Annotated in this window: 17 protein-coding genes and 1 tRNA gene; 10 read left to right on the top strand and 8 right to left on the bottom strand. The window is 62.1% G+C overall.

Annotated features, from left to right (window positions below):
• Position 1: 1 nt before the first annotated feature.
• The 7 genes from HNO51_RS05135 to HNO51_RS05105 all read left to right on the top strand — a co-directional run bounded on the left by HNO51_RS05135 (position 2) and on the right by HNO51_RS05105 (position 6927).
• Positions 2-847, top strand: coding sequence for an ABC transporter ATP-binding protein (locus tag HNO51_RS05135; protein WP_209538647.1), 846 nt, complete (start codon positions 2-4; stop codon positions 845-847).
• A gap of 97 nt (positions 848-944) precedes the next feature.
• The gene (locus HNO51_RS05130; RefSeq protein ID WP_209538646.1) at positions 945-3044 is read left to right on the top strand and encodes a TonB-dependent receptor family protein; all 2100 of its coding nucleotides are present in this window, start codon (positions 945-947) and stop codon (positions 3042-3044) included.
• Between the two features lie 168 nt (positions 3045-3212).
• Entirely contained in the window at positions 3213-3458 is a 246-nt protein-coding gene (locus HNO51_RS05125) for a hypothetical protein (protein ID WP_197449958.1), read from the top strand.
• Between the two features lie 125 nt (positions 3459-3583).
• Positions 3584-4111 (top strand): helix-turn-helix domain-containing protein, encoded by a 528-nt coding sequence (locus HNO51_RS05120; RefSeq protein WP_209538645.1) that lies wholly within the window; start codon positions 3584-3586, stop codon positions 4109-4111.
• Positions 4108-4857: an AzlC family ABC transporter permease gene (locus HNO51_RS05115; RefSeq protein ID WP_209538644.1), complete on the top strand. Its 750-nt coding sequence runs from the start codon at positions 4108-4110 to the stop codon at positions 4855-4857. Before HNO51_RS05120 ends, HNO51_RS05115 begins: the two co-directional genes overlap by 4 nt.
• A complete protein-coding gene (locus tag HNO51_RS05110) occupies positions 4850-5188 on the top strand; it encodes an AzlD domain-containing protein (RefSeq protein WP_209538643.1) in 339 nt (112 codons plus the stop codon). Before HNO51_RS05115 ends, HNO51_RS05110 begins: the two co-directional genes overlap by 8 nt.
• A gap of 11 nt (positions 5189-5199) precedes the next feature.
• Positions 5200-6927: an ExeM/NucH family extracellular endonuclease gene (locus HNO51_RS05105; RefSeq protein ID WP_209538642.1), complete on the top strand. Its 1728-nt coding sequence runs from the start codon at positions 5200-5202 to the stop codon at positions 6925-6927.
• A gap of 77 nt (positions 6928-7004) precedes the next feature.
• On the opposite strand, the gene HNO51_RS05100 is transcribed toward HNO51_RS05105, so the two are convergent.
• From HNO51_RS05100 to HNO51_RS05065, 8 genes are all read right to left on the bottom strand, one after another.
• A complete protein-coding gene (locus HNO51_RS05100; protein ID WP_197450935.1) occupies positions 7005-7241 on the bottom strand; it encodes a hypothetical protein in 237 nt (78 codons plus the stop codon).
• 849 nt (positions 7242-8090) lie between these two features.
• On the bottom strand, positions 8091-12869 hold the full coding sequence (locus tag HNO51_RS05095) for a DUF3320 domain-containing protein (protein ID WP_209538641.1): 4779 nt from the start codon (positions 12867-12869) through the stop codon (positions 8091-8093).
• Between the two features lie 100 nt (positions 12870-12969).
• On the bottom strand, positions 12970-13518 hold the full coding sequence (locus tag HNO51_RS05090) for a hypothetical protein (protein ID WP_209538640.1): 549 nt from the start codon (positions 13516-13518) through the stop codon (positions 12970-12972).
• 16 nt (positions 13519-13534) lie between these two features.
• Entirely contained in the window at positions 13535-16756 is a 3222-nt protein-coding gene (locus tag HNO51_RS05085) for a type I restriction endonuclease subunit R (protein WP_209538639.1), read from the bottom strand.
• A gap of 269 nt (positions 16757-17025) precedes the next feature.
• Entirely contained in the window at positions 17026-17994 is a 969-nt protein-coding gene (locus tag HNO51_RS05080) for a GIY-YIG nuclease family protein (RefSeq protein ID WP_209538638.1), read from the bottom strand.
• Positions 17991-19388 (bottom strand): restriction endonuclease subunit S, encoded by a 1398-nt coding sequence (locus HNO51_RS05075; RefSeq protein ID WP_209538637.1) that lies wholly within the window; start codon positions 19386-19388, stop codon positions 17991-17993. The genes HNO51_RS05080 and HNO51_RS05075 overlap by 4 nt, the downstream gene beginning before the upstream one ends.
• Positions 19385-21364, bottom strand: coding sequence for a type I restriction-modification system subunit M (locus tag HNO51_RS05070; protein ID WP_209538636.1), 1980 nt, complete (start codon positions 21362-21364; stop codon positions 19385-19387). Before HNO51_RS05070 ends, HNO51_RS05075 begins: the two co-directional genes overlap by 4 nt.
• Before the next feature lie 106 nt (positions 21365-21470).
• Positions 21471-21547: transfer RNA gene (locus HNO51_RS05065), tRNA-Ile, on the bottom strand.
• Positions 21548-21691: 144 nt separating this feature from the next.
• Here HNO51_RS05065 and HNO51_RS05060 point away from each other — a divergent pair.
• From HNO51_RS05060 to HNO51_RS05050, 3 genes are all read left to right on the top strand, one after another.
• Positions 21692-22297 (top strand): hypothetical protein, encoded by a 606-nt coding sequence (locus HNO51_RS05060; protein WP_209538635.1) that lies wholly within the window; start codon positions 21692-21694, stop codon positions 22295-22297.
• A 273-nt stretch (positions 22298-22570) separates the two neighbouring features.
• Entirely contained in the window at positions 22571-23386 is an 816-nt protein-coding gene (locus HNO51_RS05055) for a Crp/Fnr family transcriptional regulator (protein WP_209538634.1), read from the top strand.
• A gap of 156 nt (positions 23387-23542) precedes the next feature.
• A complete protein-coding gene (locus HNO51_RS05050) occupies positions 23543-25126 on the top strand; it encodes a sodium:solute symporter family transporter (protein ID WP_209538633.1) in 1584 nt (527 codons plus the stop codon).
• Positions 25127-25147: the final 21 nt, after the last annotated feature.

The raw sequence follows: 25147 nt of genomic DNA, 5'->3' as shown, positions 1-25147 counted from the left end.
GATGACGCTCCGTACCGACGCCGAGGCCCCGCGGCTCGCGACGCGCAACCTGCGCCTGGGCTACGCCGACAAGGTCATCGTGCCGGACATGACGCTGGATTTCGAACCGGCGCGCATTCACTGCCTGATCGGCCCCAACGGCTGTGGCAAGAGTACCCTGCTGCGTGCGCTTGCCGGGCTGATGCGCCCCCAGGCCGGTGAGGCGCTGCTCGACGGTCGCCCGGTCACGGCCTGGCCACGCCGCCACCTGGCCCGGCGCCTGGCCATGCTGCCCCAGCATCCCCAGGCCCCGGAGGGGCTCAGCGTCGAACAGTTGGTTCGCTACGGCCGCTTTCCCCACCAGCGCCTGTTTGCCCCGCTCACCGAGCATGACCACGCCCAGGTACGCTGGGCGATACGGGTCACGGGCCTGGCCGGTTACGAGGCTCGCCCGCTGTCGGCCCTGTCCGGCGGCGAGCGCCAGCGTGCCTGGATTGCCCTGTGCCTGGCCCAGCAGTCCGACCTGCTGATCCTGGACGAACCCACCACCTACCTGGACCTGGGCCACCAGTTGGAGATCCTGGAGCTGCTGCAGGCACTCAACCGCGAGCAGGGGCTCACGGTGATCATGTCGCTGCACGACCTCAACCAGGCGGCCCAGGTGGGCCACCGCCTGGTCGCCATGCGCTCGGGCCAGCTGGTTCAGGCGGGGCCGCCCGCCGAGGTGCTGACCGAACGCCTGCTGCTCGACGTCTTCCGCATCCGGGCGCGTATCGTCGATGACGCCTCAGCGACCCTGGGCAATGCGGCGGCATCCTCCGCGCCCTACTTCGTGGCGCTCTCCTCACTCGCCCCGCCGACGCTGTAGCGAAGGCCGAGACGCCCACGCGAGTCTGTACAACATGCTTTGCCTCATATAGTATTGAGACGCTTTTTCATTTAGATTTCTAAAAAACGGACTCGACATGACAGACTCCCGCTTCGTCAGCTCCTCCCGCGCAGGCTTTTCCCGCAGGACTCCCCTTGCCGCCGCCGTTGGCCTTGCCTCCGCCCTGGTCGGCGCCGGCGCCCTGGCCCAGGATGCCGCCGAGCTCGACACGCTGGTCGTCCAGGGCGACTGGCTCGGCAACCCCACCGAAGACGCAGTGCGCGTCTACCCAGGTGCCCGCACCGTCATCGAACCGGAACAACTTCACGACAGCGGCGCCCTGAACCTCGAGGACGCGATGCGCTCGGTGCCTGGCGTTCAGGTACTCGACGAGACCGGCACCGGCGTGCTGCCCAACATCGGCCTGCGCGGCCTCAATCCGCTGCGCAGCGAGCGTCTCAAGATGATGCTGGACGGCTACCCGATCGCCATCGGCCCCTACAGCAACGTGGGGGTCTCGCTGTTCCCGGTGACGCTGCAGAGCATCGACACCATCGACGTGGTGCGGGGCGGGGCGGCGGTCCACTACGGCCCCAACAACGTCGGCGGGGTGGTCAACTTCCTGACCAAGCCGATCCCAGGGGAAGTCACGCAGACCCTGTCGGAGCGGGTGACCATTGCCGAGGAGACCGGCAACGTCTTCCATGACACCTATTACCGCGTCGGCGGCTTCGTCAGCAACGACCTGGCGCTGCAGTTCCAGGCCAACCTCCAGGGTGGCGAAGGCTTCCGCGAGCACGCCGATACCGACGTCCAGAACTTCCAGCTCGACGCCGAGTACTACATCGACGACCGCCACACGCTGGACGCGAGCCTGCAGTACTACGAGGTGGACGCCGACCTGCCCGGCGCGCTCAGCCCCCAGGCCTATGAGCGCGACCGCACCGACTCCCAGCGCCCCTACGAAGCCTATGAAGCGGACATGCTGCGCGGCACGCTGGCGTGGACGTTCAACCCCAGCGACGACGTCGAGTTCACCTGGCGCAACTTCGCCCACCGCGCGGATCGCACCTTCTTCTTCGGTCAGGACCTGGTCAGCGGCGGCGCCTGGTCCGACCCCGAGGCCGAATCGAGCCACGTGGCCGATTCACCGCGGATCTTCCGCGTCTGGGGCACCGAGCCGCGCCTGACCGTGCGCGAGGGCATCCACACCGTAACCCTGGGCGCCCGCTACGTGAACGAGGACGTCGATTTCGACGTCAATCGCCGCAACCTGAGCGACGACAGCTACACCGAGGTGCGCCGCTGGGACCTGGAAACCGACGCCGTGGCGCTCTACGCCAGCGATACCCTGAGCCTGATGGATGGCCGTCTGGAGATCACCCCCGGGGTACGCTACGAAGACGTGCGCATGGACTTCCGGGACGAAGTGAACGATACCGCCTCGACCAACGATACCGACGAGATCCTGCCGGGCCTGACGGTGGGCTTCGCCGCCACCGACGAGCTCTTCCTGTTCGCCAACGCCCAGAAATCGCTGGTGCCGGTGCAGATCGCCCAGGCCACGCTGGAGGGCGACGTGGCCAACGAGACCGCCTGGAACTACGAGCTGGGTGCACGCGTCGACGTGACGCCGCGCCTGACCACCTCGGCGACCCTGTTCCGCATCGATTACGAAGACCAGATCCAGTTCAACAAGGCAGGCGATCGCTTCGTCAACCTGGGTGAGACACGCCACCAGGGGATCGAGCTGGGTACCGACTGGCAGGCCACCGACCGCCTGTCGCTGGGCCTTGGCTACACCTACCTCGCGACCGAGCAGCTCACCGGGGACAACGCCGGCAACGATCTGCCCAACGCGCCGAGGCACCACGTCAGCGCCAATGCCCGCTACGAGATGGAGCAGTGGCTGGCGAGCGTGAGCGTCAACCGGGTCAGCGAGAGCTACAGCGACGCCCTCAATACCCGGGACGAAACCGTCAACGGCGATGCCGGCGAGCTGCCCGCCTACACCCTGGTCAACGCCCGCATCGGTCGCGATTTCCGCCTGGATGCCGACACCACCCTGAACCTGGGCCTCGCGGCCACCAACCTGCTCGATGACGACGCCTACTTCCGCGGCACCGACGTCAGTCCGGTGGGCCGTGTCCCGATGCCGGGGCGCGCCTACATGCTGGAGGCCCGCCTCGAGTTCTGATCCGGCAGGACAGCCAACCCCTCGACACGGCGGCCTGCGGGCCGCCGTGTCGTTTCTGGCCGACCGGAAGGCACGCTAGCACTCTGCTGCTGCAAGTGACGCGGCGCTCGCCAAGCCGGCGCCGTGTTGCTATGGGTAAGGGAGGCAGCTTTCCGGGAGGATAACGCCATGACCCAGCGCGAGAGGACCGTGATGGCCTTCGACGACCAGGGCCGCGAGTACATGATCGACATCTTCACCAGCGCCCGCGAGCTCAGCGAAATGCAGCATGCCGGCGCCACCGGTGGCGCGTCCGCCTTTCGTACCCATGACGGCCACGACGCTACCTACCTCGGCAACGGCGAGTTCATGATCATGGTGCCCGGCGAGGAGGGTGGCGTGACCGTGAGAACCGACGATTCGGAGTTCGTCTGACGGTTCCGCACGACACCAGAGCCGAGCGACCTGTGCTAAGCGACAAGAGCCGAGCGTGAGGGTTGACAGCCAGTCGTTCCTTTTATAGAACGTTCATTAAAAGGAACAGCTGGAGACCACCTCCCTTGGACAAGCTCTCGCTCGGCACCCTGGGCCGCCATCTTCAGGACCTGCGCCAGGCGCAAGGTTGGTCGCTGTCGCAATTGGCCGCCGCCGCCGGCATCGCCAAGTCGAACCTGTGCCGCCTCGAGCAGGGCAACGGCAACCCCACCCTGGATACCATCTGGCGCCTGGCGGTGCAGTTGAAGGTGCCCTTCGGCACCCTGGTGGCGCCCATCGCCGTGCCCCTGGGCGAGGATGGCGTGGAGGTCCGCCTGCTCGACCAGGGCAAGGATCGCCCTCAGGTCGACGCCTACTGGATGCGCTGCGCGCCGCATACCCTGCGTCTTGCCGAGCCCCACACCCCCGGTGCCCGGGAGTCGCTGACCCTGATCAGCGGCACGCTGGAGGCCGGCCCGGAAGGCGAGACCCGCACCCTGTCGGCCGGCGAGACTTTCACCTTCGCCGCGGACCGCCCCCACCTCTACCGCACCGGAGACACCTGGGCCACGCTGCTGCTCAGCGTCGTCTACCACGAGGAATCCACGTCATGAGCCTGCAAGCCGCCTCTTCGCCCACCCGCCCCTGGCTGACCGGCATGAGCGAGGCCATCCCGCTGCTCGGCGGCTATGTCCCGGTGGCCATCTCCTTCGGCCTGATCGCGACCCAGGCCGGCTTCAGCGCCTGGGAAGCCGTGGCGATTTCGACGCTGATCTATGCCGGTGCCTCGCAGTTCCTGTTCGTCGGCATGGTGGCCGCCGGCGCGCCGCTATGGCTGGTGGTGGCCATGACCCTGCTGATCAACCTGCGCCATGTGGTCTACGCCCCCAACCTGGCCCCCTGGCTGACGCCCAGCCGCCTGTGGCCCTGGCTGATGCACGGCCTCACCGACCAGATCTTCGCCCTGGCCCATGCCCGCCTGCCGCAACTGCCCGCCGCCCAGCGCCTTGGCTGGTACACCGGCGCCGCCCTGCTGGCCTGGCTCAGTTGGATCGGCGGCACGGCGCTGGGCGCCCTGGCCGGCGGTGAACTGGTCGCCCGCTGGGCCCTGATGGGTGAGATCCTGCCCTTCGCCCTGCCCGCGCTCTTCCTGGTCCTGGTGGCGCCGCGCTTCACCTCGCGGCGCTGGAGCCTGGCCCTGAGCCTGACCATCCTCAGCGCCCTGCTGCTGACGTTCCTCGGCCTGACCAACGTGGCGATTCCCCTCGCCGCCGTCTGTGGCGCGCTGTGCTTCCAGCTCGTCAAGTTCGGCCACGGCGAAAAAACAGAGCACGCAGCGCAAGGAGAGCGGCATGAGTAGCGCCCTGTGGATCGCCGTCCTGGCCTCGGCGCTGGGTACCCTGTTGATACGCCTGCTGCCACTGCTGTGGATGCAGCGCCGTCTCGAGCGCCAGGGCGGCGACGACGGCCTCGAGGCCATGCCCCAATGGCTGAGCCTGCTCGGCCCACTGATGATCGCCGCCCTCTTCGGTGTGTCGCTGATGCCGGTGACGCCCGGCGCCACCTCCTGGCTGGCCACCGCCATCGGCGTACTGGCGACCCTGGCCGTGTGGTGGTACAAGCGCACCCTGGGCTGGCCGGTGGCCGCGGGCGTGGCCGCCTATGGCGTGGTGCTGATGCTGCTCGGGTGAGGAATGAACGCATGACCTTCGCCGCCCCGCCGCGCACTCCCGGCACGCGCCGACACCCTGGCGTGACCCGCCAGGCAGGCCCACTGACCCTGCTGCTGGCGCTGCTGCTGGCCGCACCGGCGGCAGCCAGTTGCCCCGATCCCTCCAGCACCGACCTCGCCGCCATCAAGGGTATTGGTGAACGCACGGCCCTGCCCGCCGACCGTGAGGTGATCGTCGACGGCGTGGTGACCGGCGAGTTTCTCGGCCGCGAACGGCTGAACGGTTTCTACTTGCAGCAGGCAACGAAGCATGGCCCCGTTGGCCTGTTCGTCTATATGCCTGGCGCCACGCCGAGCGACGGGGCGCTCATCGCTCCCGGCACACACCTGCAACTCCACGCCCGCACCGGCGAGTACCGCGGCCAGATCCAACTGCAGCGGGTCGAGCGGATAGAGACCTGTGCCCACGACCAACTGCCCGAGCCGCTTGCGGTCGACTGGCCGCTCAGCGAGGAGCAGCTGTCACGCAAGGAGGGACTGCTTCTGACGTTTCCGCAGGCGCTGACCGTCACCGGCAACGACGAGCTGGCCCGCTACGGCTCCCTGAGGCTGGCCGCCACCCGCCTGTTTCGGCCCACGAACACACCCGGCGAGACCCAGCAGCGGGATACCCTCGCGCTGGACGACGGCAGCTACCGCACCTTTCCGGACCCAATTCCCTACCTGGATGCCAATGGCACTCGCCGTGTCGGCAGCACCGTTGAGGGGCTGACCGGGATACTGACTCACGCCTTCGACGCCTACCGCCTGCACCCGACCCTAGAGCCGCGCTTCGAGGACGCCAACCCGCGCCCGGGGCCGCTGCCGGCGCCGGGAGCGCGGCTACGGGTGGCGACCTTCAACGTCGAGAACTATTTCATCAGCCTGGGCCAGCGCGGTGCTGCCAACGCTACCGAGCTGGAGCGCCAGCGGGCCAAGCTCGCCGCTGCGGTCGAGGGCCTGCAGGCCGACATCCTGGCCCTGGTGGAGGTCGAGAACGACCCGCGCGCCCTGGCCGACCTGGTCGAGCAGCTCGGCGAACGGACCGGCATCCGCTATCGTGCGGTGGACGGTAACGCCGACCGCGGCAGCGATGCCATCAAGCTCGCCCTGCTCTACCGGCCGGACCGGTTAGAGGCCATGAGCGAGCTCTATACCGACAACGACCCCGCCCATCACCGCCCGCCGCTGGCGGCCTTCTTCCGCAGCATGGACGGCGGCCCGGCCTTCGGCGTCGTTACCGCCCACTTCAAGTCCAAGTCCGGCTGCCCGCCCCGGGGCGATGTCGACCGCGGCCAGGGCTGCTGGAACCAGCGCCGGGTGGAACAATCCGAGGCCATGAGTGCCTTCCTCGCCCGCCTGGCGGAAGCCGAGGGGCACGAACGCCTACTGCTGACCGGCGACCTCAACGCCTACGGCGCCGAAGACCCGGTCCGCACCCTGGCCCACGCGGGCCTGGTCGACCTGATAGCCCGCGAGCTGCCGCCAGAGCGCCGCTACAGCTACGTGTTCCGTGGTGAGTCGGGCTATCTCGACCATGCCCTGGCAAGCCCCGAGCTGGCCGCGGCAGTGGAAGAAGTGCGCCCGTGGCCCATCAATGCCGACGAGCCCGCATTCCTCGGCTACGACGGGCCGGACAACGCAGCGCCCCACTTCCGTCCCGACTCCTTCCGCTCCTCGGACCATGATCCCATCGCGGTGGACCTGGAGTGGCGTTAGCAGAAGCAAGGCAGCTGACGCATCCGGCAATTATGGAATGAGGCTTTCGGTTCCGGGGAAGCGCTCCTACTCGTCAATCAGCGACGCCAGCGTTCCAGGTCGATGTCGTCGCGGTTGGTGGCCGCGCCGACGGCAGCGCCCAGGCCACCACCAATCACCGCCCCCCTGGTCACGCTGCCGCCTGTCATGACCGCGGTGCCGGCACCGGCAGCTGCCCCCAGGCCGGCGCCACTCAGCGCTCGCTCGCCGGTGGTGGTACCGCAGCCAGTGAGTCCCAGGGCCAGCACACCGGTCAACAGCCCGATAGATAGCATTCGCATGTCATCTCCCTCCTTGCAGGGTCAATTACGACCAATCATCCAGTTTGATTTCGTTGGCAACCAGGCAATCGCGCCCGGCCTCGGTATCCACTCGATGCCTTGGCGAACCGCAAGTCGGCGAAACCGCGCAGCGCAGCATCAATCGCATGTCATGGGGGCCACTGGTTGCCGATGCGCTGTATCCCTTATACAGCTTCGGGAGGACGAGGGTTCATGGACCGGGTAACGATCCACACTCTTTGAGAATTTCAGGCACTTGAGTATCAAAATGACGACAGCTGATGGCATCCGGTGGCGAGCTGGGAGGATGGTGGCGAAACGGCTCGGGCGAGCCGTCAACCCGCAATTGGACGCTGGACGAACCCGCAATTGGACGGTGCTGAATGCTGGCCAGACGGGCTGCGAGCGCCTGGCTGAGGCCACCGTCGACTCACCAACGCTTAAGGCCGAAGTGTCAGGCTGTGACACCGTGCCTACCGACATGCGGATGGCGAATAGCCCGGTCAGTCAATTTCCAGCGAGACCATATTTCAGGCGCTGACCGACCAGGACCAGTGAACTCAGCAGCAGAGAAGAGCGGAAGGTAACTAAAGATGGTGGGCCCAGCTTCACTCGAGAAAAATGGCTTTAAATTTTTCATAAATATAGCCTTCTTGAAATTTGACTGTTTATCATGCCCCCGCTTATGCCCCCATAGGAGCGCTTCTGCTATACCCGGGAAGCTACGCTCCATCATGCTACCAAGCATCTCAACCAAAGCTGCGTGCGCTTTAGCCAGAGTCGCACTACGGTTCTTCCGGCAGGGGCCGATAGAGACATCGAAGCGCACTAAGACCAGATATATCATATCGTCTCGTCGTGCTTGGCCAACTGTAATCGCCCGTTGCGTTCCTGGATCGAACCACGTTCGTGCAGGTCATGGAGTACTGCTTCGACCCGCTGGCGGATCGGCTGGGTCAGGCGTTTGAAGCCGAGCAGGTTGATAGCGGCCCCCATGGCATCCATTGGCTCGATCGAGAAACTGTCTCTTACTGTGAGCAGGATGGCTTGCTCCAGTTCGCTAGGTGGCACTAGCTCGAACTTGCGCTGGCTGGCTGGTAGGTTGCTCCAGTCACGCTGGGGCGGCACCTCCCGCTCCGGGGTATCCAGAAATTCGCCGTGACGGTGCAGGCGTCCCTGGCGCTCCAGGGTACGGCTCTCGGCTTCAACACGCCGTTGGATACGTGCGCCGGCGCGTTGCAACCCAGTGGCATCGGTCAGCCGTGATAACAGCATCTTGAGGTGCATTGGCCCTTCATGAGCGACTGCCTGGTGAATGGCTTCCTGAAGTCTATGGCTCGGGATCTCTTCAAACTGCCAATCGGCTGATGAAAGCCCTAATGTACTCGTGTCTACAGGAGAGTACATCGGGATGCTGGGCAGCTCTTGTGAGGGCGCATCTCTCTCGATGTTGGCCGAGGCCGGCTCCAAAGTTACGCTTGCGACCTCTGACTCTCCTATGCCTTGGCGGGTGACCTCTACAGCTTCCTGCTCGGCTGCCTCCAGCCGCCCCGCTTCAAGAGCCTTGTGGTGGCGGCGGGCAGCTTCGATCGCCTCCTTCAGGCGCTGCGTCTCGGCCGGCGCGTTTCGGAACCATTCTGTGCTCCAAATCCTATGGAATCGCCAGCCAAGACCCTCCAGAACCGCTTGTCGCAGCCGGTCGCGATCCCTGGCCACCGCACTGCTATGATAGCTGGCGCCGTCGCATTCCACAGCCAGCAGGAAACGGCCCGGCGCTTCCGGGTCCCTTACCGCCAGGTCGATATAGAATCCTTGGCTGCCGACTTGGGGCTGCACTTCATAGCCCAGATCCTGGATGGCGCGCATGACCTCGATTTCGAAGGGGGAATCTGGCTCCTTAGCGGTAAATTCATAGGCTGGCAGCTCACCCGTCTCGGCGTACTTCAGGAATGCCTGGAAGGCACGCACACCAAAAGGGGAATCCTCGGACACACGGAGATCATCAGCTTGGAAGTTGGCGAATACTTCCATAGCCAGACGCGCACGGGAGATCAACACGTTGAGTCTTCGCTCACCGCCAGGCTTGTTGAGAGGGCCGAAGTTCTGGCTCAGGCGGCCCGCCACGGTGCGTCCATAGCCAACACTAATGAAGATTACGTCGCGCTCATCGCCCTGAACGTTCTCTAGGTTCTTGATGAAAAACTCGTCTGCGCCATCGTGATGACGGAAGAATTCCTCTAACTCATCATGCTCGCGCCGTAAGCGCTCTACCTCGAGCAGGATGGCCTCGCGCTGAGCGGTGCTGAAGGCCACAACGCCTAGCGACAACTCAGGATGACGCTGCGCATGCTCAATGACAGCCTCGGCCACTGCCCTGGCCTCGCCCCCGTTGGTACGCGACCCGCCACGATCATAATGAGTATCAGATAGGTGGCGGAATCCTAGCCCGCGGGCATGAGGGTGCACGCCGGGGCTGGGAAAGATCAGCAACTGGTTATCATAGAATTGCGCATTGGAGACCGCGATGAGCGAATGATGTCGGCTGCGATAATGCCAGCGCAGCATACGTTCCGGCATGCCGCGGGCCTTCATCATGCCAAGAATGCTCTCAACATCGGCGGTAGCGCTCTCGTCAGCCTCCTCGTCGGTGAGCTCTACCGACTGCCCAAAGAAATTAGTAGGTGGCATCTGCTTGCTGTCACCAACCACCACCACCTGTCGACTACGCAGGATTGCCCCCAAAGCTTCAGGGGCTGGGATCTGGCTGGCCTCGTCGAAGATCACGAGGTCGAATTCAAGGTTGCCTTGGGCGAGGTAACCGGCTACCGACATCGGACTCATCATGAAGACGGGCTTGGCCTGCTGGATGACCGTGCCAGCCTCACGCAATAAGCGCCTAATCGGCAGGTGACGTCGCTTCTTGGTGAATTCCCGGCGTAGTATTTCCATCTCTCCGGCCGCATGGTAGGACGGAAGGGTATCGTGCAATCGCTCGACCAGCGATTCCTGCGCATAGCGAAAGCAGGCTTCGTCCAACTGATTGAACTCCTGGATTAGGCGTTCATGGCTCAGTCGATCGAAGCGCCCAAGGCGCGGGCGTTCGACATAGGCATGATCGACTAGGCCGCCGTAGTAGCTCAGCGCCAGCCAAGAGGTGAGCACACGTGGAGCGTGCGGCCAGCCGGCCAGAGTCTCGACCAGGTGCCCCAGCCCGGCTTTCTCGAGGTCTTCTTTGAGTTGATTGAAACGCACCACCGAGTACAGCTGCTCGGTATTTCGCCATTCGTTCAAGCGGCGATGCCAGGTGCCCAGAGCCATCGACAATGCCTCCTCCTGCCATTGGATATGATGGCACAATTCCTGGAGTAATCCCTGGACACTCTCGGATTGGGCCTGCAGGGCCTCGACCTGCTCGCTGTGTTCGCGAAGATCGGGGTTGCCATCCAGAAAGGCCGCCAGCCCCGCCGGCAGCTCGCCTTTTCCGATTGCCTCGTACAGATCAATGATCCAGTCGGCGAGCTGCGCGAGAACGGGCCAGTCGCTCTCCTCGCCCTGCCACTGTGCGCCGAACAAGGTATGGCAGGTCAGTGAGAGACGCTTCAGGGTCTGACGGTGCTGCTGGGCTTCCAGCAGCTCGTCCACCCAGGCTAGCCACTCCACCGGAGTCCCCGTCAGCCGATGACGGGCGTAACCTTTCAGGGCTCCCGTAGCCCGTCGGTACTCGCCTGAAAAGACCCGCCACCACTTGTCGGCTCGCCCAGCGAGACCCGTACGGACCGGCAGCAGGTCGGCGTCATACACGGCGTCAATGAAGCGTGACTGCATGGCATCACGCGTACGCGCCAGAGCCTGACCAGCGGCAATCGCATGGCGTACTTCGTCCCGTCTTGCCTGCCACTCCTCGGTGTTGACCCGCACGCCGGCAAGGTGGGGGGCCTGCAGTGCCCGTGTACCGGCACGCTGCAGGATGGCGATGTCGTCAAAGTCTTTGGGAATTGGAAGCTGCATGACCGTGGCCAAGGCGACCGCGTTGTCGGTCAGCGCCGTTAGCCGATCAGATGCCCGATGTACAAGCTTGCGTAGCTCCTGCTCTTCCCCCGGCGACAAGGCATGACGACGGGAAAGATGGAAAGGGTTTTCAGAAGGGGGACCATACTCTGCGAGGTAGTCACTTATGGCGTCCATGACACGTTGCCCCAGGGCCAGGTCCTGAGGTCCCCAGTTGCGAAGATGCTCAAAGTCGATCCGTGACAATGCCTGCAGGCGCTCATCGCGCTGGAGCTCTAGCATTCGCCCCAGGGCGGTCACGTAGTCGGTTTGTGAGGACAGGATAGGGGTGCGGAGGTCCTCCACATAGGCATCCAGAGATTCACGGACCTCGCCAAGGCGTTGATATTCGTGGGTACGGTCCGGAATCTTGGGGCGCCCATTCTCGAATACCCGCCGTAGCGAGTCGAGGACCGCCTTCTTGTTGCTCTTGTGGCTATGCAGCTCGAGAACCGCATCGCCGAGATGGCATTCGTCTAGGCGTGATTTGACGACCTCCAGGGCGGCCATCTTCTGCGCCACGAACAGGACCTTCTGGCCGCGCGCCAAGGCTTCGCCGACCAGGTTGGTAATAGTCTGTGACTTGCCGGTCCCCGGCGGCCCCTGTACCACCAGGCTGGCGCCCTCCATCACCGCCAGTATTGCCTCGAGCTGGCTGGAGTCGGCATCTTTGACCAGGTGTAGCGACTCGGGTGCCTTGAGCAGATCATGGTCGGAAGACGCCGCAAGGCGTTCGGCATCCTCTCGGTATCCCGTCTCGAATAGTTTTTCGAGTTGGGGATGCGTCAGTAGAGCGTGGGATTCCGGCCAATTGGCCGGGTCAAGATCGGTGTACATCTGGAACTTGCCGAACGAGAAGAGCCCCAGTCGAATCTGGTCGGCATGGACTCGCCAGCGCGGGCGATCGGCAATCATCTCATCTACACGGCCGAAATAGTCGATGAGCGGTGTGGCATCATCGAAGTCGGGAAGGATCAGCCGGAAGTCCTGCTTCAACCGGGCGGTCAAGGCCAGGTTGCCGCCCATGTCGGCGTCGGTGAACGACAAGGTAAAACCGGCGCGGGCAGATTCCCGTTGCAGCTCCACGGGTACAAGGACCAAGGGCGCAAAGCGTGGGGTATTTGCGTTTTCATCCTCGTACCACTCCAGGAACCCCAGTGCCAGATAGAGCACTTCGATGCCCTGCTCCTGCAGCAGGGTATGGGCCTCGTTCTCCAACTTGATCAGCCGCGTGTCGAGCTCTCGGGCCGGCAGACGGGTCTGCAAGTAGAGGTCACTGAAACGGTCTTCGCCTTTATCCTGTTCGAGATATTCCTCCAGGGGTGGGAGGGGTTCCGTAGCAGCATCTTCTCCCTCGGCTTCTGCATCCTCCCCTTCCTCGTCCCGCGTGTAGGCCTCCGGCAGGGCAAGGAAGCGCATGGCCTTGCGCTCCTCGACCAGAATGTTGGCGACCTCGGTCGATCGCTCATCGACGATTTCCAGAAAGCGTTTGTTGCTGGGTACATGAAGCAGTGGATTACCCCGCAGGCCCATGTCAAGGAGCTCATGGCGAGCGAGCTCAAGCTTGGTTGTCAAACGATTTCCCTGCATAATAAGGTCACCAACAAAAAGCGTGAAAAGCTACTGTTAATTTGTCACCTGGCACACATCATTTTAATTACCCTGAAAGCATGGATTAAAGAGCTCCATCTTCAACTTCTTCAACCTCTCTCTCACCTTGCTCATGATTATCAAACTCATACTCAATAATCATATAACCAGTGTTCGAACTTTTTGCATTTATTGCAAAATAAATATTACCTAAACCGCTAGGTAGTTCATGCGCCTCCTTCGACCAGCTAGCCCCATAGTGAATTTCATTGCAAGCCATTCCCATCATAAAATCTTCAGACTCTCCCCATATTGTACCTGGGTTGAAAAATAAAATTCTCTCCGGAGGTCCATATACCTTTGCCAGTCTCTCAATCATATTATCTGCCCTTGACTTTAGCATAGTCCCAGCACTATCCGTTTCAATATCACCACTTATCCCTTTGACCCAGTACAGGCCTGACTGAGGAGCAATTCTAAGGACATAGCTAGAAAAACTTGAGTGAGGTTTTGGGGGCTGACTAGTTACATAAATTCCAAAATTAATTTCTTCTATATCGCAAGTAACTTCTTCGACCTTAAGGCCTTTTTCGAAGCCAAAAGGTGTTGCCGACTTAGCTGTAGAATTAGACATGCTTCCATCCTCTTGTTTATTTAAGCCTTTCAGCGGAAGAGTGATCCACCCTTCCCTCCAACAACTTGAGTATCAACAGCGCAAATTGCCTGCCCGTCTCCTCATCCTCCAGCAGCGGCATGCTGAGTTTCTCGTGGTCACTAAGCGCATCGAGCACTGCGTCGGTGACCTTCTTCGGGAAAAGGCCGTGCATCACCTGGTCTTCGCTGTGGCCGCGTACCTGGGCCATCACCGCCTCGTCACGTTCGATACGGTCGGCGATGCCGTTTGCAAAATGCAGCTTGTCGTCGTCACTGACCTCGGCTCCGTAGAGGTCGTTGAGCCGATCGATGATCTCGGCCAAGCGCTGCTTCTCGGGGTCGTGGGGCTTGCCTGAACCCACGTCGCTGACCGGGGTGAGGCCGTAGTCGCCCTCGGCCTCTTCCAGGCGCAGGCGCTTCTCCTCGCGCTTGGTGAGGCGGTAGTGGGTCAGCTCCAGCTCGCTGACGTCGATGCTCTCTTCCTCTAACAACCGGTCGGTGCGCAGCAGCGGATAGAGATGGCGGGCGTAGACGCACAGCTGCTCCAGCTCGGGGTCGTCGAAGTGGACTATCTGACTGAGGAACTCGTAGGTGCGCACGAAGCTCTGCAGGTTCTTGCGGAACAGGTCGAGCTCGTCGCGGGTGGTGCCGGCCTCCTTGAGCTCCTGCTCGGCGCGCTTGAGCCCCTTGTCGTCGCCGCTCTGCTCGGCAATGCGGCGGGCCTCCTTCCAGGTTTGCAGCTGTTCGAGAGTCAGCTTGTAGCGATGCTTGAAGCGATCCTGGGCGGGTCGGCAGTAGTAACTGAGGCTCGATGCCGGTGCCTTGGGGTCGAAGAAGGCCTTGGCGAAGGCCTTCACCTCCGGCCAATGGTAGATGCCGCTGGCGTCCAGGCTTCGCTGCAGGTCGTAGACCACGTTGGGATCGGAGACGTCAGCCAGCTCCGCCTTGCGGTAGTAGGGGGCGAAGGCGTCGAGGATGTCCTGCTCGTCGTTGTAGAAGTCGAGGATGAAAGTCTGCTTGCCGGGGAACAGCCGGTTGAGCCGCGAGAGGGTCTGCACGCAGTCCACTCCCTGGAGCTTCTTGTCCACGTACATGGCGCAGAGCTTGGGCTGGTCAAAGCCGGTCTGGAACTTGTTGGCGGCGATCATCACGTTGAAGTCGTCGGTGTCGAATGCCTCGGCCAGGTCGCGCCCCTGGAGCCCGGGGTTGAGCCGCTGGCTGGTCTCGGTGACCTCCTCGGGGATCACCTCGTCGGCAGGCACGCTGCCGGAGAAGGCGACCATAGGGTGCACGTCGCCGTAGCCCTTGTTTTTGATGTAGCCCTGCATGGCCAGCTGATAGCGCACCGCCTCCTGGCGGCTGGCGGTGACCACCATGGCCTTGGCCTGGCCGTCGAGCAGGTGACGAACGTTGTCGCGGTAGTGCTCGACGATCACCTCCACCCGCTGGGCGATGTTATAGGGGTGCAGCCGCACCCACTTGGCCAGGGTGCGCGAGGCCTTCTTGGTATCGACCTCCTGGTCCTCGCCATCCGGGTGGGCGAGCTTCCAGGCGGTGCTGTAGGTGACGTAGTTCTTAAGCACATCGAGGATGAAGCCCTCCTCGATGGCCTGGCGCATGGAGTAGAGATGGAACGGCTCGGGCTTGTTGTCGGCGCAGGCCGGCAGATCGGGATCCGACGGACGACCGAACAGCTCCATGGTCTTGGCCTTAGGGGTGGCGGTGAAGGCGTAGTAGCTGATCCGCTCGCTGGGGCGCCGGGAGGCCACGGCAGCGTCCAGCATGGCCTCCGCACTGATCTCGTCGTCATCGCCCTCTGTGGTCTCTCCCGCGGCCGCCAGCAGCGCCTTGAGCTTGCTGGCTGAGCTGCCGGTTTGCGAGGAGTGGGCCTCGTCGGCGATCACCGCATAGTTACCTTCGGCGAGCTGGGGCCGCTTATCCAAGGCGTCGAAGAGCGCCGGGAAGGTCTGGATGGTGACGATGATGATACGGGTGTTGCTGGCTAGGGCCTCGGCGAGCTGCTCGGACTTGCTTTGGTTGCCGATGTCTCGGGTGATGGGCCTCACCACGCCGTGGGCGTGCTCGAACTGATAGATGGTGTCCTGCAGCTGGCTGTCGAGCACCGTACGGTCGGTGACCACGATCACCGAATTGAAGAGCTTCTTGCCGTCATCGCCGTAAAGATTGGCCAGCTGATGGGCGCACCAGGCGATGGAATTGGACTTGCCCGAGCCGGCGCTGTGCTGCACCAGGTAGCGGCGCCCGGGCCCCTCGGCCAGGGTGGCCTGCACCAGGCGATTGACCACTTCCCACTGGTGATAGCGCGGGAAGGTCAGCGTTTTCTTGGTGGTGCGACGGCCGTGGAAGTCCTCGACGGTCTTCTGCTCCAGATGCAGGAAGCGGCCGAGCACCTTCAGCCAGGCGTCCGGGGCGAACACCTCCTCCCACAGGTAGGCGGTGGCGTAGCTCTGCTCGTCCGGTGCGGGCGGGTTGCCAGCCCCGCCCTCCTCGGCGCCGCGGTTAAAGGGCAGAAAGTACGTATCCTTGCCGGCCAGCTTGGTGGTCATGGCCACCTCGTCCTGGCTCACTGCGAAGTGGACCAGGGCGCCGCGATTGAAAGTCAGCAGCGGCTCCGGCTTGCGGGTGATGGGGTCCTTGATCGGGCGGTCCTGGCGATATTGTCGCTTGGCGTTTTCCACCGTCTGCTTGAACTGGCTCTTGAGCTCCAGAGTGGCGGTGGGGATGCCGTTAACGAACAGCACCAGGTCGAGGCGGGGATTGTAGTTTTGGCCGGTGCTCTCGCCGCCCTTGCCCTGCTCCCTGGCGTGAGGCGAATAGGAGACCTCCGGTACCACCCGCAGTCGGTTGGCGCGATAGCGGGCCAGGGAATCGGGGTTCATGCCGTGATCCGGCTGGAAGCTGCAAAGGTCGAACTTCACCCCCGGCACCTTGAAGCCATGGCGCAGCACCTCCAGGGTGCCGGCCCGCTCCAACTCGCGAACCACCTTCTGCACGAATCCCTGCTCGGGGGCCTGAGGGTTGGCCTTGCAGAACTTCTCCCAGCGCTCGGGCCAGGCCTCGCGCACATAGCCGAGCAGGTCCTCGGTGTAGAGTGCCGAAGTACGGTCGTAGCCGCTGGCAGTGCCAGTCTTCCAGCCGCCGGCCACCATGGCCTTGATGATGTCCTGCTGGAATTGGCCTTCCCTGCTGTCCGCCATGTGATCCCCTGCGCCTGGCGTAATTATACGTAACAGCCTAGCGCTTTAGGGTTAGAAGGAGAAGCCTACTTAGGCTGAGACATTCCACAGAGGGCGTTGCCGCCAGTCATCAGGGAAGCCCTCTCCCATGCTATCGACTCCCTCTGGATCACCCGGCAGCGCTGACCAGAAAAAAGTGCCCCCAAGGTGCGCTTCCATGAGAGGCGTGGGGGGTGTTGTTACCCATGAGCATAAAGAGGTGGACGGCCGCTACCAAGTCTTGCCGATCACTACTGCTCAGCCTCCCCGGCATACGCAGCTGCAGCGCTGACCTGCTGATCTTGCCAATCAGCATAGGTTTGTCCGGTCGTCTCAACCTTCCAGTCCACGCGACCGTTAGCGGCACGCCCAGCGACTATGGCCGCTGCTGGACTCGGACTGGTGAAGGCATAGTCATGCGTAAACTTCTTGAATCCGTTCCCATCGTCCAATAGCACCTTTTCATCACAGAGCTGCTTATAGAGATGCCGGTAGTTATGCTTCAAGTCTATCCATTCTCCCCGGGCGAGAGAACCTTCAAGAACGATGAATTCACCATCTACTTCTTGGGCGAAGGCGACAATATTTTGCCTTTTCACTTCCATCTTCAGCCTAGGGCTTACTGAACTTCCGCCCTGGCTTGTCTCTAGCTCTGTGTGCAGTTTATGCTCAAGCCCAGGGCTTAGGGATATTTTTGTAGTACTGCGTAGGAAATCCATACCAAGAACGGGAAGTACTGTACGAACCTGTTCGATAAAAAAAGCCATATCGGCACGATCGGACTCCGGCAATCCCACATAATCATGTGCTGTGCCATTAGCTAGCTTACAACGCCCCACGGCACTAGCTTTCTGTATCAGTAAGCTTTCTAGGTACTTCACATGGGCCTTGGTCAGGTTCAGGTCTTTGCTCGTGACGAGGCACACCTTCTCCCAGAAATCCTTGCCGCCCTTGTCTTCCGGTCGATTGTGTTGTTTAAGCCGCGTAGCGACATCATCACTTTCTCCGATGTATACCAGAGGGCGTAAATCACCATCAGGATCCGTACCGACCAGGAAGTAGATCCCGGTGCGGCCGCACTCGGGGCGCTGGATCAGTTCGCTGAGCTTGCTGCGCGGCCCGGTGAGCACGTGGCCGGTCCAGTTCATGATCTCGGCGGTAAGCAGGCCGTTGGGCGTGCCATCCACCAAGAAAAGCCGTATGCTGCGTCCTTGGGTCATACCATCTCCGTTTGTGTAGCTTTGGGGACCGATGAGCCCGCTGGTGGCTGCCAGCCACGCACGTCGATCTTGCCGGTAACGGCCGCAGAAACCAGGGCGGAGCGGCGCTCTTGCAGCAATTCGACAGTAACGACAGCTAAGTCCACCTGCTCCTTCAGACCATTCAATACCATTGCTGTTTCTGAGACAATTTGGCGCTGTTCCGATATTGGCGGGAGCGTAATTTTGAGATTTTTTATTGCAGCTTGAGAGAGGTTGTTTGCAAGTCCCTCAGCCCCGTTAATTGACAGTCCGATCTGACGACGAAGCGGTATACTGCCAAAAGAAAGAGCAACAAACTCGGGGAGCACTTCTTGACTTGCTACAAGTCTAAAAAGCTTGTCAGACAGCATTAACATTGGCCTTGTTGATTCCACATAGGCCGCTGAACCTATTAGTTCAGACGAGCCACTGGCTCGACACATCAGCAGGTCACCAGGCATAACCTCAATATTATTCCTTGGCTCAGCTCCTTCTGGCAAAGCTTTATTCTCGCCCTCTCGATAAACCCCATTATTTACAGCTCCAGCTTTAAGAACACCCCATGTGCCTTCATCCGCTGGAAAGCTAAAGCATTCAGGACTCCAGCCTTGTTCAATTCGCTGTAGAACTCGGCGTAAAGCCACAACACCCCAATGCGACGGTATTTCGCCCAGCCACTCCACCCCAGAATCCTTCATCGCTACATTGGGGTCCAACCCCTTGGTGACGGCATGGGAGATCACCGCCTGGCGCTTCTCCTTGAGCAGCTCGATCAGGCGCTGCTGCTGCTCCACCAAAGCGTCGATGCGGGCGGTTTCGTGGTCAAGGAAGGCAGTGATGGCTTCTTGTTCGTCCTGCGGCGGCACAGGAAGCAGGGTTGAGTTGACGAGTTCAGAATCCAGGCTTTCTACCGTTGCACCCTGTTTTGACCACTCCGGAAGAAGTTCGCGATTCAAGCCCTGGATCAGCCTCAAGAAAAAATCAGGTGAAAGGCGAGGCCTAACATTATACGCCCTAACATCCTGGTTTACTGTCACTGGCACTTTATTAATGGCAGCCGGAATTCTGTGGCGTAATATGCCAGATCTGAAAACGATCAAAACGTGGCCTGGTTCAACCATGCTGACCGGAGAAGCGTGGAGCGCCGCCTCGGCAAGTGTATCAATGGTCGAGGAAATCCACTGTCGCTTCATATCCTTGGGGGTAACCCACGGAATGCTTCCATTCCAATACTGGAGTTCGTCCTTAGGAGGGGTTCCACCACCCTTCGATATAGCGAGGTAGCTAAGTTTTACGACCTCCCAATGCGCCGGTACCTCCCCCAGCCAATCAACACCGGAGTCCTTGTACACGGAATACTTAGGGAATGTCATGCCGACAGCCCCTCGATCATCTGCTTGATCCGGTCGGTGCAGGCCTTGAGGTCGGCGTCGATCTCCTCCAGCGGGCGCGGAGGGGTGAACTTGTAAAAGTGCCGGTTGAAGGGGATCTCGAAGCCGACGATGCCGATGCGGCCGTCCAGCGGGTCGCGCTTCTCCTCGTCGATCCAGGCGTCGGGGACGTGGGGTTTCACCTCGAGCTCGAAGTAGTCGAATACCGATTCACCCAGCGGCACGTTCTCGTTGTCGCGCAGGCCGGCGTCGGGCTCGGGGTTGCCCTTCTTGTCGAGGCAGATGTCTGCCTCGGGGTCGCGCTCGGAGAGGGCGTTGAGAATCGCCTTTTGCGCTGGGGCGCCGACCTTTAGGCCCGCCTCCTTCAGGGCGGCCTTCAGCGCCTTTGTAAAGGCGTCGCGATTGGTGAAGCGCTGTTCCGGGTCCAGGCTGGCGCAGGCGGCCTTGATCGCCTCGCGCTCGCCCTCCGCGAGCTTCTGGATCGGCTTCTCGTCGTCGAGCTTGGCCAGGCGCTCGAGGCTAGCCTGGAAGTTGAGACGCAGCGGGCGCTCCACGGTGATGCGCCGGTAGCCGAAGGCCTCCACCGGGAAGAGCTTGCTCTCCTCGCTCTCCTGGCAGGCGCCGTAGAGACGCACGATCTCCTCGATGTCGCGGTCGGCGATGAACTGGCGCTTGCTGCCCAGCGACTTGCGCATCTTGCTGGCCCTGCCGGCGGCATTGATCAGCTGCACCTGGCCGCGACGCTCGACGGGCTTGTGGTTGGAGAGGATCCACACATAGGTGGCGATGCCGGTGTTGTAGAACATGTCGGTGGGCAGGCCGACGATGGCCTCCACCAGGTCGTGCTGCAACAGGTAGCGGCGGATCTCGGACTCGCCGCTGCCGGCGCCACCGGTGAACAGCGGCGAGCCGTTAAGAATGATGCCGATGCGCGAGCCGCCCTCCTGGCGGGAGCGCATCTTGCTCACCAAGTGCATAAGGAACAGCAGCGAACCGTCGGAGACCCGCGGCAGGCCGGGGCCGAAGCGGCCGTCGTAGCCCTTCTGCTTGTGCTCATTGGTGATCGGCGTCTGGACCTTCTTCCACTCAACGCCGAAGGGCGGGTTGGAGAGCATGAAGTCGAAGCACTCGCCAGCCAACTGGTCGTCGGAGAGGGTGTTACCGAGCTTAATCTGTTCCACCGCCTGGCCTTTGATCAGCATGTCGGCCTTGCAGATGGCATAGGACTCGGGGTTGAGCTCCTGGCCGTGCAGCGAGACGGTGACGTCGCGGCTGATCTGCTGGATGTACTCGTCGCTCTCGGAGAGGAAGCCGCCAGTGCCCGCAGTGGGGTCGTAGACGGTGACGATGCCATGGGGGCGCAGCTTCTCCTCCTGGCCGGTGAGCACGAGCGACGTGGTCAGGTGGACGATGTCGCGCGGTGTGAAGTGCTCCCCCGCCGTCTCGTTGGAGCTCTCGGCGAACTTGCGGATCAGCTCCTCGAACACCAGGCCCATACCGAAGTTGGAGAGCCGCTGGGGACTCAGGTCGATGGAGGCGAAGCGCTGCACCACTTGGTAGAGCAGGTTGTTGGCATTGAGCTGCTGAACGAAGCTCTCGAACTCGAAGTGCTCGAAGATCTCTCGGGCGTGCTGGCTGAATGACTGCACGTAGCTCATCAAGTCATCGCCGGTCTGGGTGTCGGAGAGCTTGCCCAGGGTCAGCGACGAGGCGTTGAAGAAGGGCTGAGCGGCAGCGCGCAGCAGCAGCTTCTCGCGTACGGCGTCGGGCTTGGTCTGGTGCTCCCGCGCGGCGTCCAGTACCTCGGCCTTGGTGGGCTCCAGCACGCACTCCAGGCGCCGTAGCAGGGTGAAGGGCAGGATGATGCGGCCGTACTGAGACTGCTTGAAATCGCCGCGTAGCAGGTCCGCCACAGACCAGATGAAGGCTGCGAGTTGAGAATGACTTTCCGTGTTCACGATTGTCCCCGCGTAGGTACCTGATAGGTGACTGTTGTCGGCCATCAAACCCAGCAAGGAGGAGCGAGGGGCAGTGCATCTCAAACTGGGGAAAGCACTGTTGTAATGGTGGGCCCAGCTGGACTCGAACCAGCGACCAAGGGATTATGAGTCCCCTGCTCTAACCAACTGAGCTATAGGCCCTGCATTGCGCCGCCGTATGATAGCGAATGCGGCTGGGCGAGGCCAGAGCCCCGGGAAGGGCTTTTTCCATACCGGCGCTTCGGGCACTTCTCGGCGTTTGGCGTGTCTTCTGGGGGAGCCTTCCGCTCCAGGAGACGCCCGCTGATGAAACGCCTTTTTTCCTCCTTCCCACTGATGGCCCTGGGCGCCTCCGCCCTGCTGTTCGCCCTGCCGCTGGCGGCCTGGGAGCTGGATCCCGAGCGCTCGCGGGTCTCCGCCACGGTGATGCAGATCGGCCCCGATGGCCCCGTGCCGCGCCAACACGAGGTGCGCCGACTCTCCGGCAGCGCGGATACCGATGGCACCCTGCAGCTGCCGCTGCGGCTCAACCAGAGCGACGTGGTGGAGCGTCTCGGCCCGTTGCCGCCGTGGCTTGCCGGCATCACCGAGCGCCCCATGGCCACGCTGACCACGCAGTTCCCGCCCGGACGGCTGGATCGGTTGGAGGTGGGCGATTCCCTGGTGGAGGAACTGACGATGACGGTGCGTTCGGGCAATGCCGTGCGCGAGGAGTCGCTGCCGGTACGTTTCACCAAGACCGGACGCGACCAAGTGCAGGTCACCAACGCCGAGCGGGTGGCGCTGGACGGGCAGGCGCTGATGGCCGACCCCACCCTGCGCTCGGTGCTGCTGCTGCTCGGTTACGAGCAGATCGGCGACGAGGTGCCGGTCAGCCTCGATGCCCTGCTGGTCAAGACAGGCGACTCATGATGTCCTGGTCTCCTGGTTCGGGCATACCGCAGTCCATGTGATTATCTCTCGGCGGCTTGCCTCCGCCCTAGCCTTTGCCCTTTTTCCGTCGACAGCGCCTTGTTAAGGAAGACAAATGCCAAGGGTGCTAGGCTGTGTTGGGCTGCAATAGTGAAAAACTTCCTGTCATGTATCTGGAAGGCGAGTATGATAAGGTAAAATTAGGATCAAAAAACAAGCAGAGACACTGTCGCATTGACTTGCTTCATTCCTGCATAGGTATGGAGCACAAGCATGGATGTAAGCCCTTCTTATCTCAGCCTTTTGCTGATCCGGAAATGGGAAAGCGTTTTCTCCTTGAGCGAAGAAGAGACGCAGGCAATACGCGACTTGCCAGTACACACCATGGTGTTTGAGTCCAACCAGGACATAGTGCGTATCGGTGACTGCCCGCTTCACTCCTTCCTGGTTCTGAAGGGCTTCGCCAGCAGTTACAAGCTGACCACGGTTGGCGATCGACAAATCATGGCTTTGCACATTCCCGGTGACATACCAGATTTGCAAAACCTTTATCTGAAACGTATTGACTGCAGTATCGTCTCGATAACTCCTTGCACGATCGGGTTCTTTCAGCTCGAAGACCTTCGCCATATATGCGAGCGCTTCCCGCGAATTTCCGCCGCCTTTTGGCGCGAAACGCTGGTGGACGCCTCGATCTTGCGGGAGTGGGTCGTCAATATCGGACGCCGCGACGCCTACACTCGGATTGCACATCTCCTCTGCGAGTTTCTGGTGCGCCTGCAGGCAGTGGGGCTCGTCGAGAACGGCACCTTCCATTTTCCGATTACGCAAGCCAACTTGGCGGATGCAACAGGCATCAGCGCGGTCCACATGAGCCGGGCCCTCAAGGCGCTTCGAGAAAATGGCCTGATCCAGACCAGCAGAATGCACCTCGCCGTCCCTGATCTGGAGAGGTTGAAGGAAGCCGGCGAGTTCGACCCTCACTACCTCCATCTGGAAGAAAACGCTGCAGCAGGCTTCTTCTCCGCTGCTGGTTCAAAGGCTACGACGGTCATCGATGATTGCAGGGCCAACGCCTTCCGGGGCTAGCGGTCGCCCTTCTCGCGCAGCGCTCTGTGTAGCGTTCGTTGCTGCCCGGCAACCGCTGGACTACGGTTTGAGGGGCAGGCTGCGAAGGCATTTACCTTGGCTCGAGGCAGCCTACGCAGCCACTTCATGGATGACCCAAGGGCTGAGGAGGGAGCCGTGCCCGAGTTCGAACTGGCGACTATCGATCTGCTGATCGTCGGCCTGTACGTGGCCATGATCCTCGGCATCGGTTTCTGGGCGGGACGCAAGCAGCAGGATTCGGAGAGCTACTTCCTTGCCGGCCGCGGCACCCTCTGGCCCCTGGTCGGGCTCAGCCTGGTTTCCGCCAACCTCTCTGGCACCTCCTACATCGGCCTGGCAGGCGCGGGCTATCACGATGGCATCGCGGTGTGGAACTACGAGTGGATGGCCACCCTGGTACTGGTGTTCTTCGTGCTCTTCATCCTGCCGTTCTACCTGCGCTCGCGTGTCAGCACCATGCCGGAGTTCCTAGCCCGCCGCTACGACCAGCGCTCGCGCTATGCCTTTTCGCTGTTCTCGATCTTCACCGCCATCCTGATCGACAGCGCCGGCGCGCTGTTTGCCGGCGGCATCACCCTGCAGTTACTGTTCCCCGACGTGCCGCTGGGCGTGCTGATTGGCGCCATGGCGCTGCTCGGCGGCGGCTATGTGATTCTCGGTGGGCTGCGGGCGGTCATCATCACCGACACCATCCAGTGCGTGCTGCTCTACGTCGCGGGTGGCGTCATCTTCTTCATGGTCTTTCGCGAGCTGGGCTCCTGGAGCGCCGTGCAGGACGCAGCGCCGGAGGACGGTTTCAGCGTGATCAAGCCGGCCGACGACGACTTCCTGCCCTGGCCGGGGATTTTCACCGGGGTGCTGTGGTTGGGCTTCTACTACTGGACGACCAACCACATCGTGATGCAGAAGGTGCTCTCCGCCAAGAGTGTCGACCACGGCCGCTGGGGGGCACTGCTGGCGGGTTTTCTCCAGTTGCCATTGCTGTTCCTGCTGATCCTGCCCGGCACCATGGGCCGCGCCATCTACCCGGACCTGGCCGAGGCGGACCTGATCTGGCCCACGCTGGCCTTCGATCTCCTGCCTATCGGCCTACGCGGCCTGGTGCTGGCGGCGCTGGTCGCGGCGCTCATGTCGACGCTCGACTCGGTGCTCAACGGGGCGTCTTCGCTGGTGGTGAACGATTTCATCAGGACACGCAAGAAGGAGCGCAGCGCGAAGCAATTGCTGCTGATCAGCCGCGCCATGGTCGGCGTGTTCATGGTGCTTGCGGGGCTATGGGCGCCGGTGATCCTCACCTTCGAGGGCATCGTCGAGTACTTCCAGTCGTTCCTGGGCTACGTCACGATGCCGGCCGTGGTGATCTTTCTCGGCGGACTGTTCTGGCGGCGGGCCACCGCGGCAGCGGGGTTCTGGACCCTGGTCATCGGCGCGCCGATCGGCATGGTCGGTTTCCTGGCCGGCGAGATCTTCGAACTCTACCGGCTGCAGTTCCTCTACGGCACCGGCCTCATGCTGCTGCTCTGCGTGTCGATCTTCGTCGGCGTCACGCTGAGCACCGAAGCACCAAAGGAGGAGGAGCTCAAGGATTGCGTCTGGTCGCGGGCGGCCTGGCGCGAGGAGTCCCGAGACCTCGCCGGCAAGCCGTGGTGGCAGAACTATCGCGTGCTGGCGGGCCTGCTGGTGGTGGTGACGGTGATCTGGGTATCCCTGTTCATCTAGCGACATGACGGTGGCAGGCGA

The organism is Billgrantia sulfidoxydans (assembly GCF_017868775.1).
GTDB lineage: Bacteria > Pseudomonadota > Gammaproteobacteria > Pseudomonadales > Halomonadaceae > Halomonas > Halomonas sulfidoxydans.
Note: the sequence above shows the minus strand (reverse complement) of the source record. Positions and strands in the feature narration are given on the sequence as shown.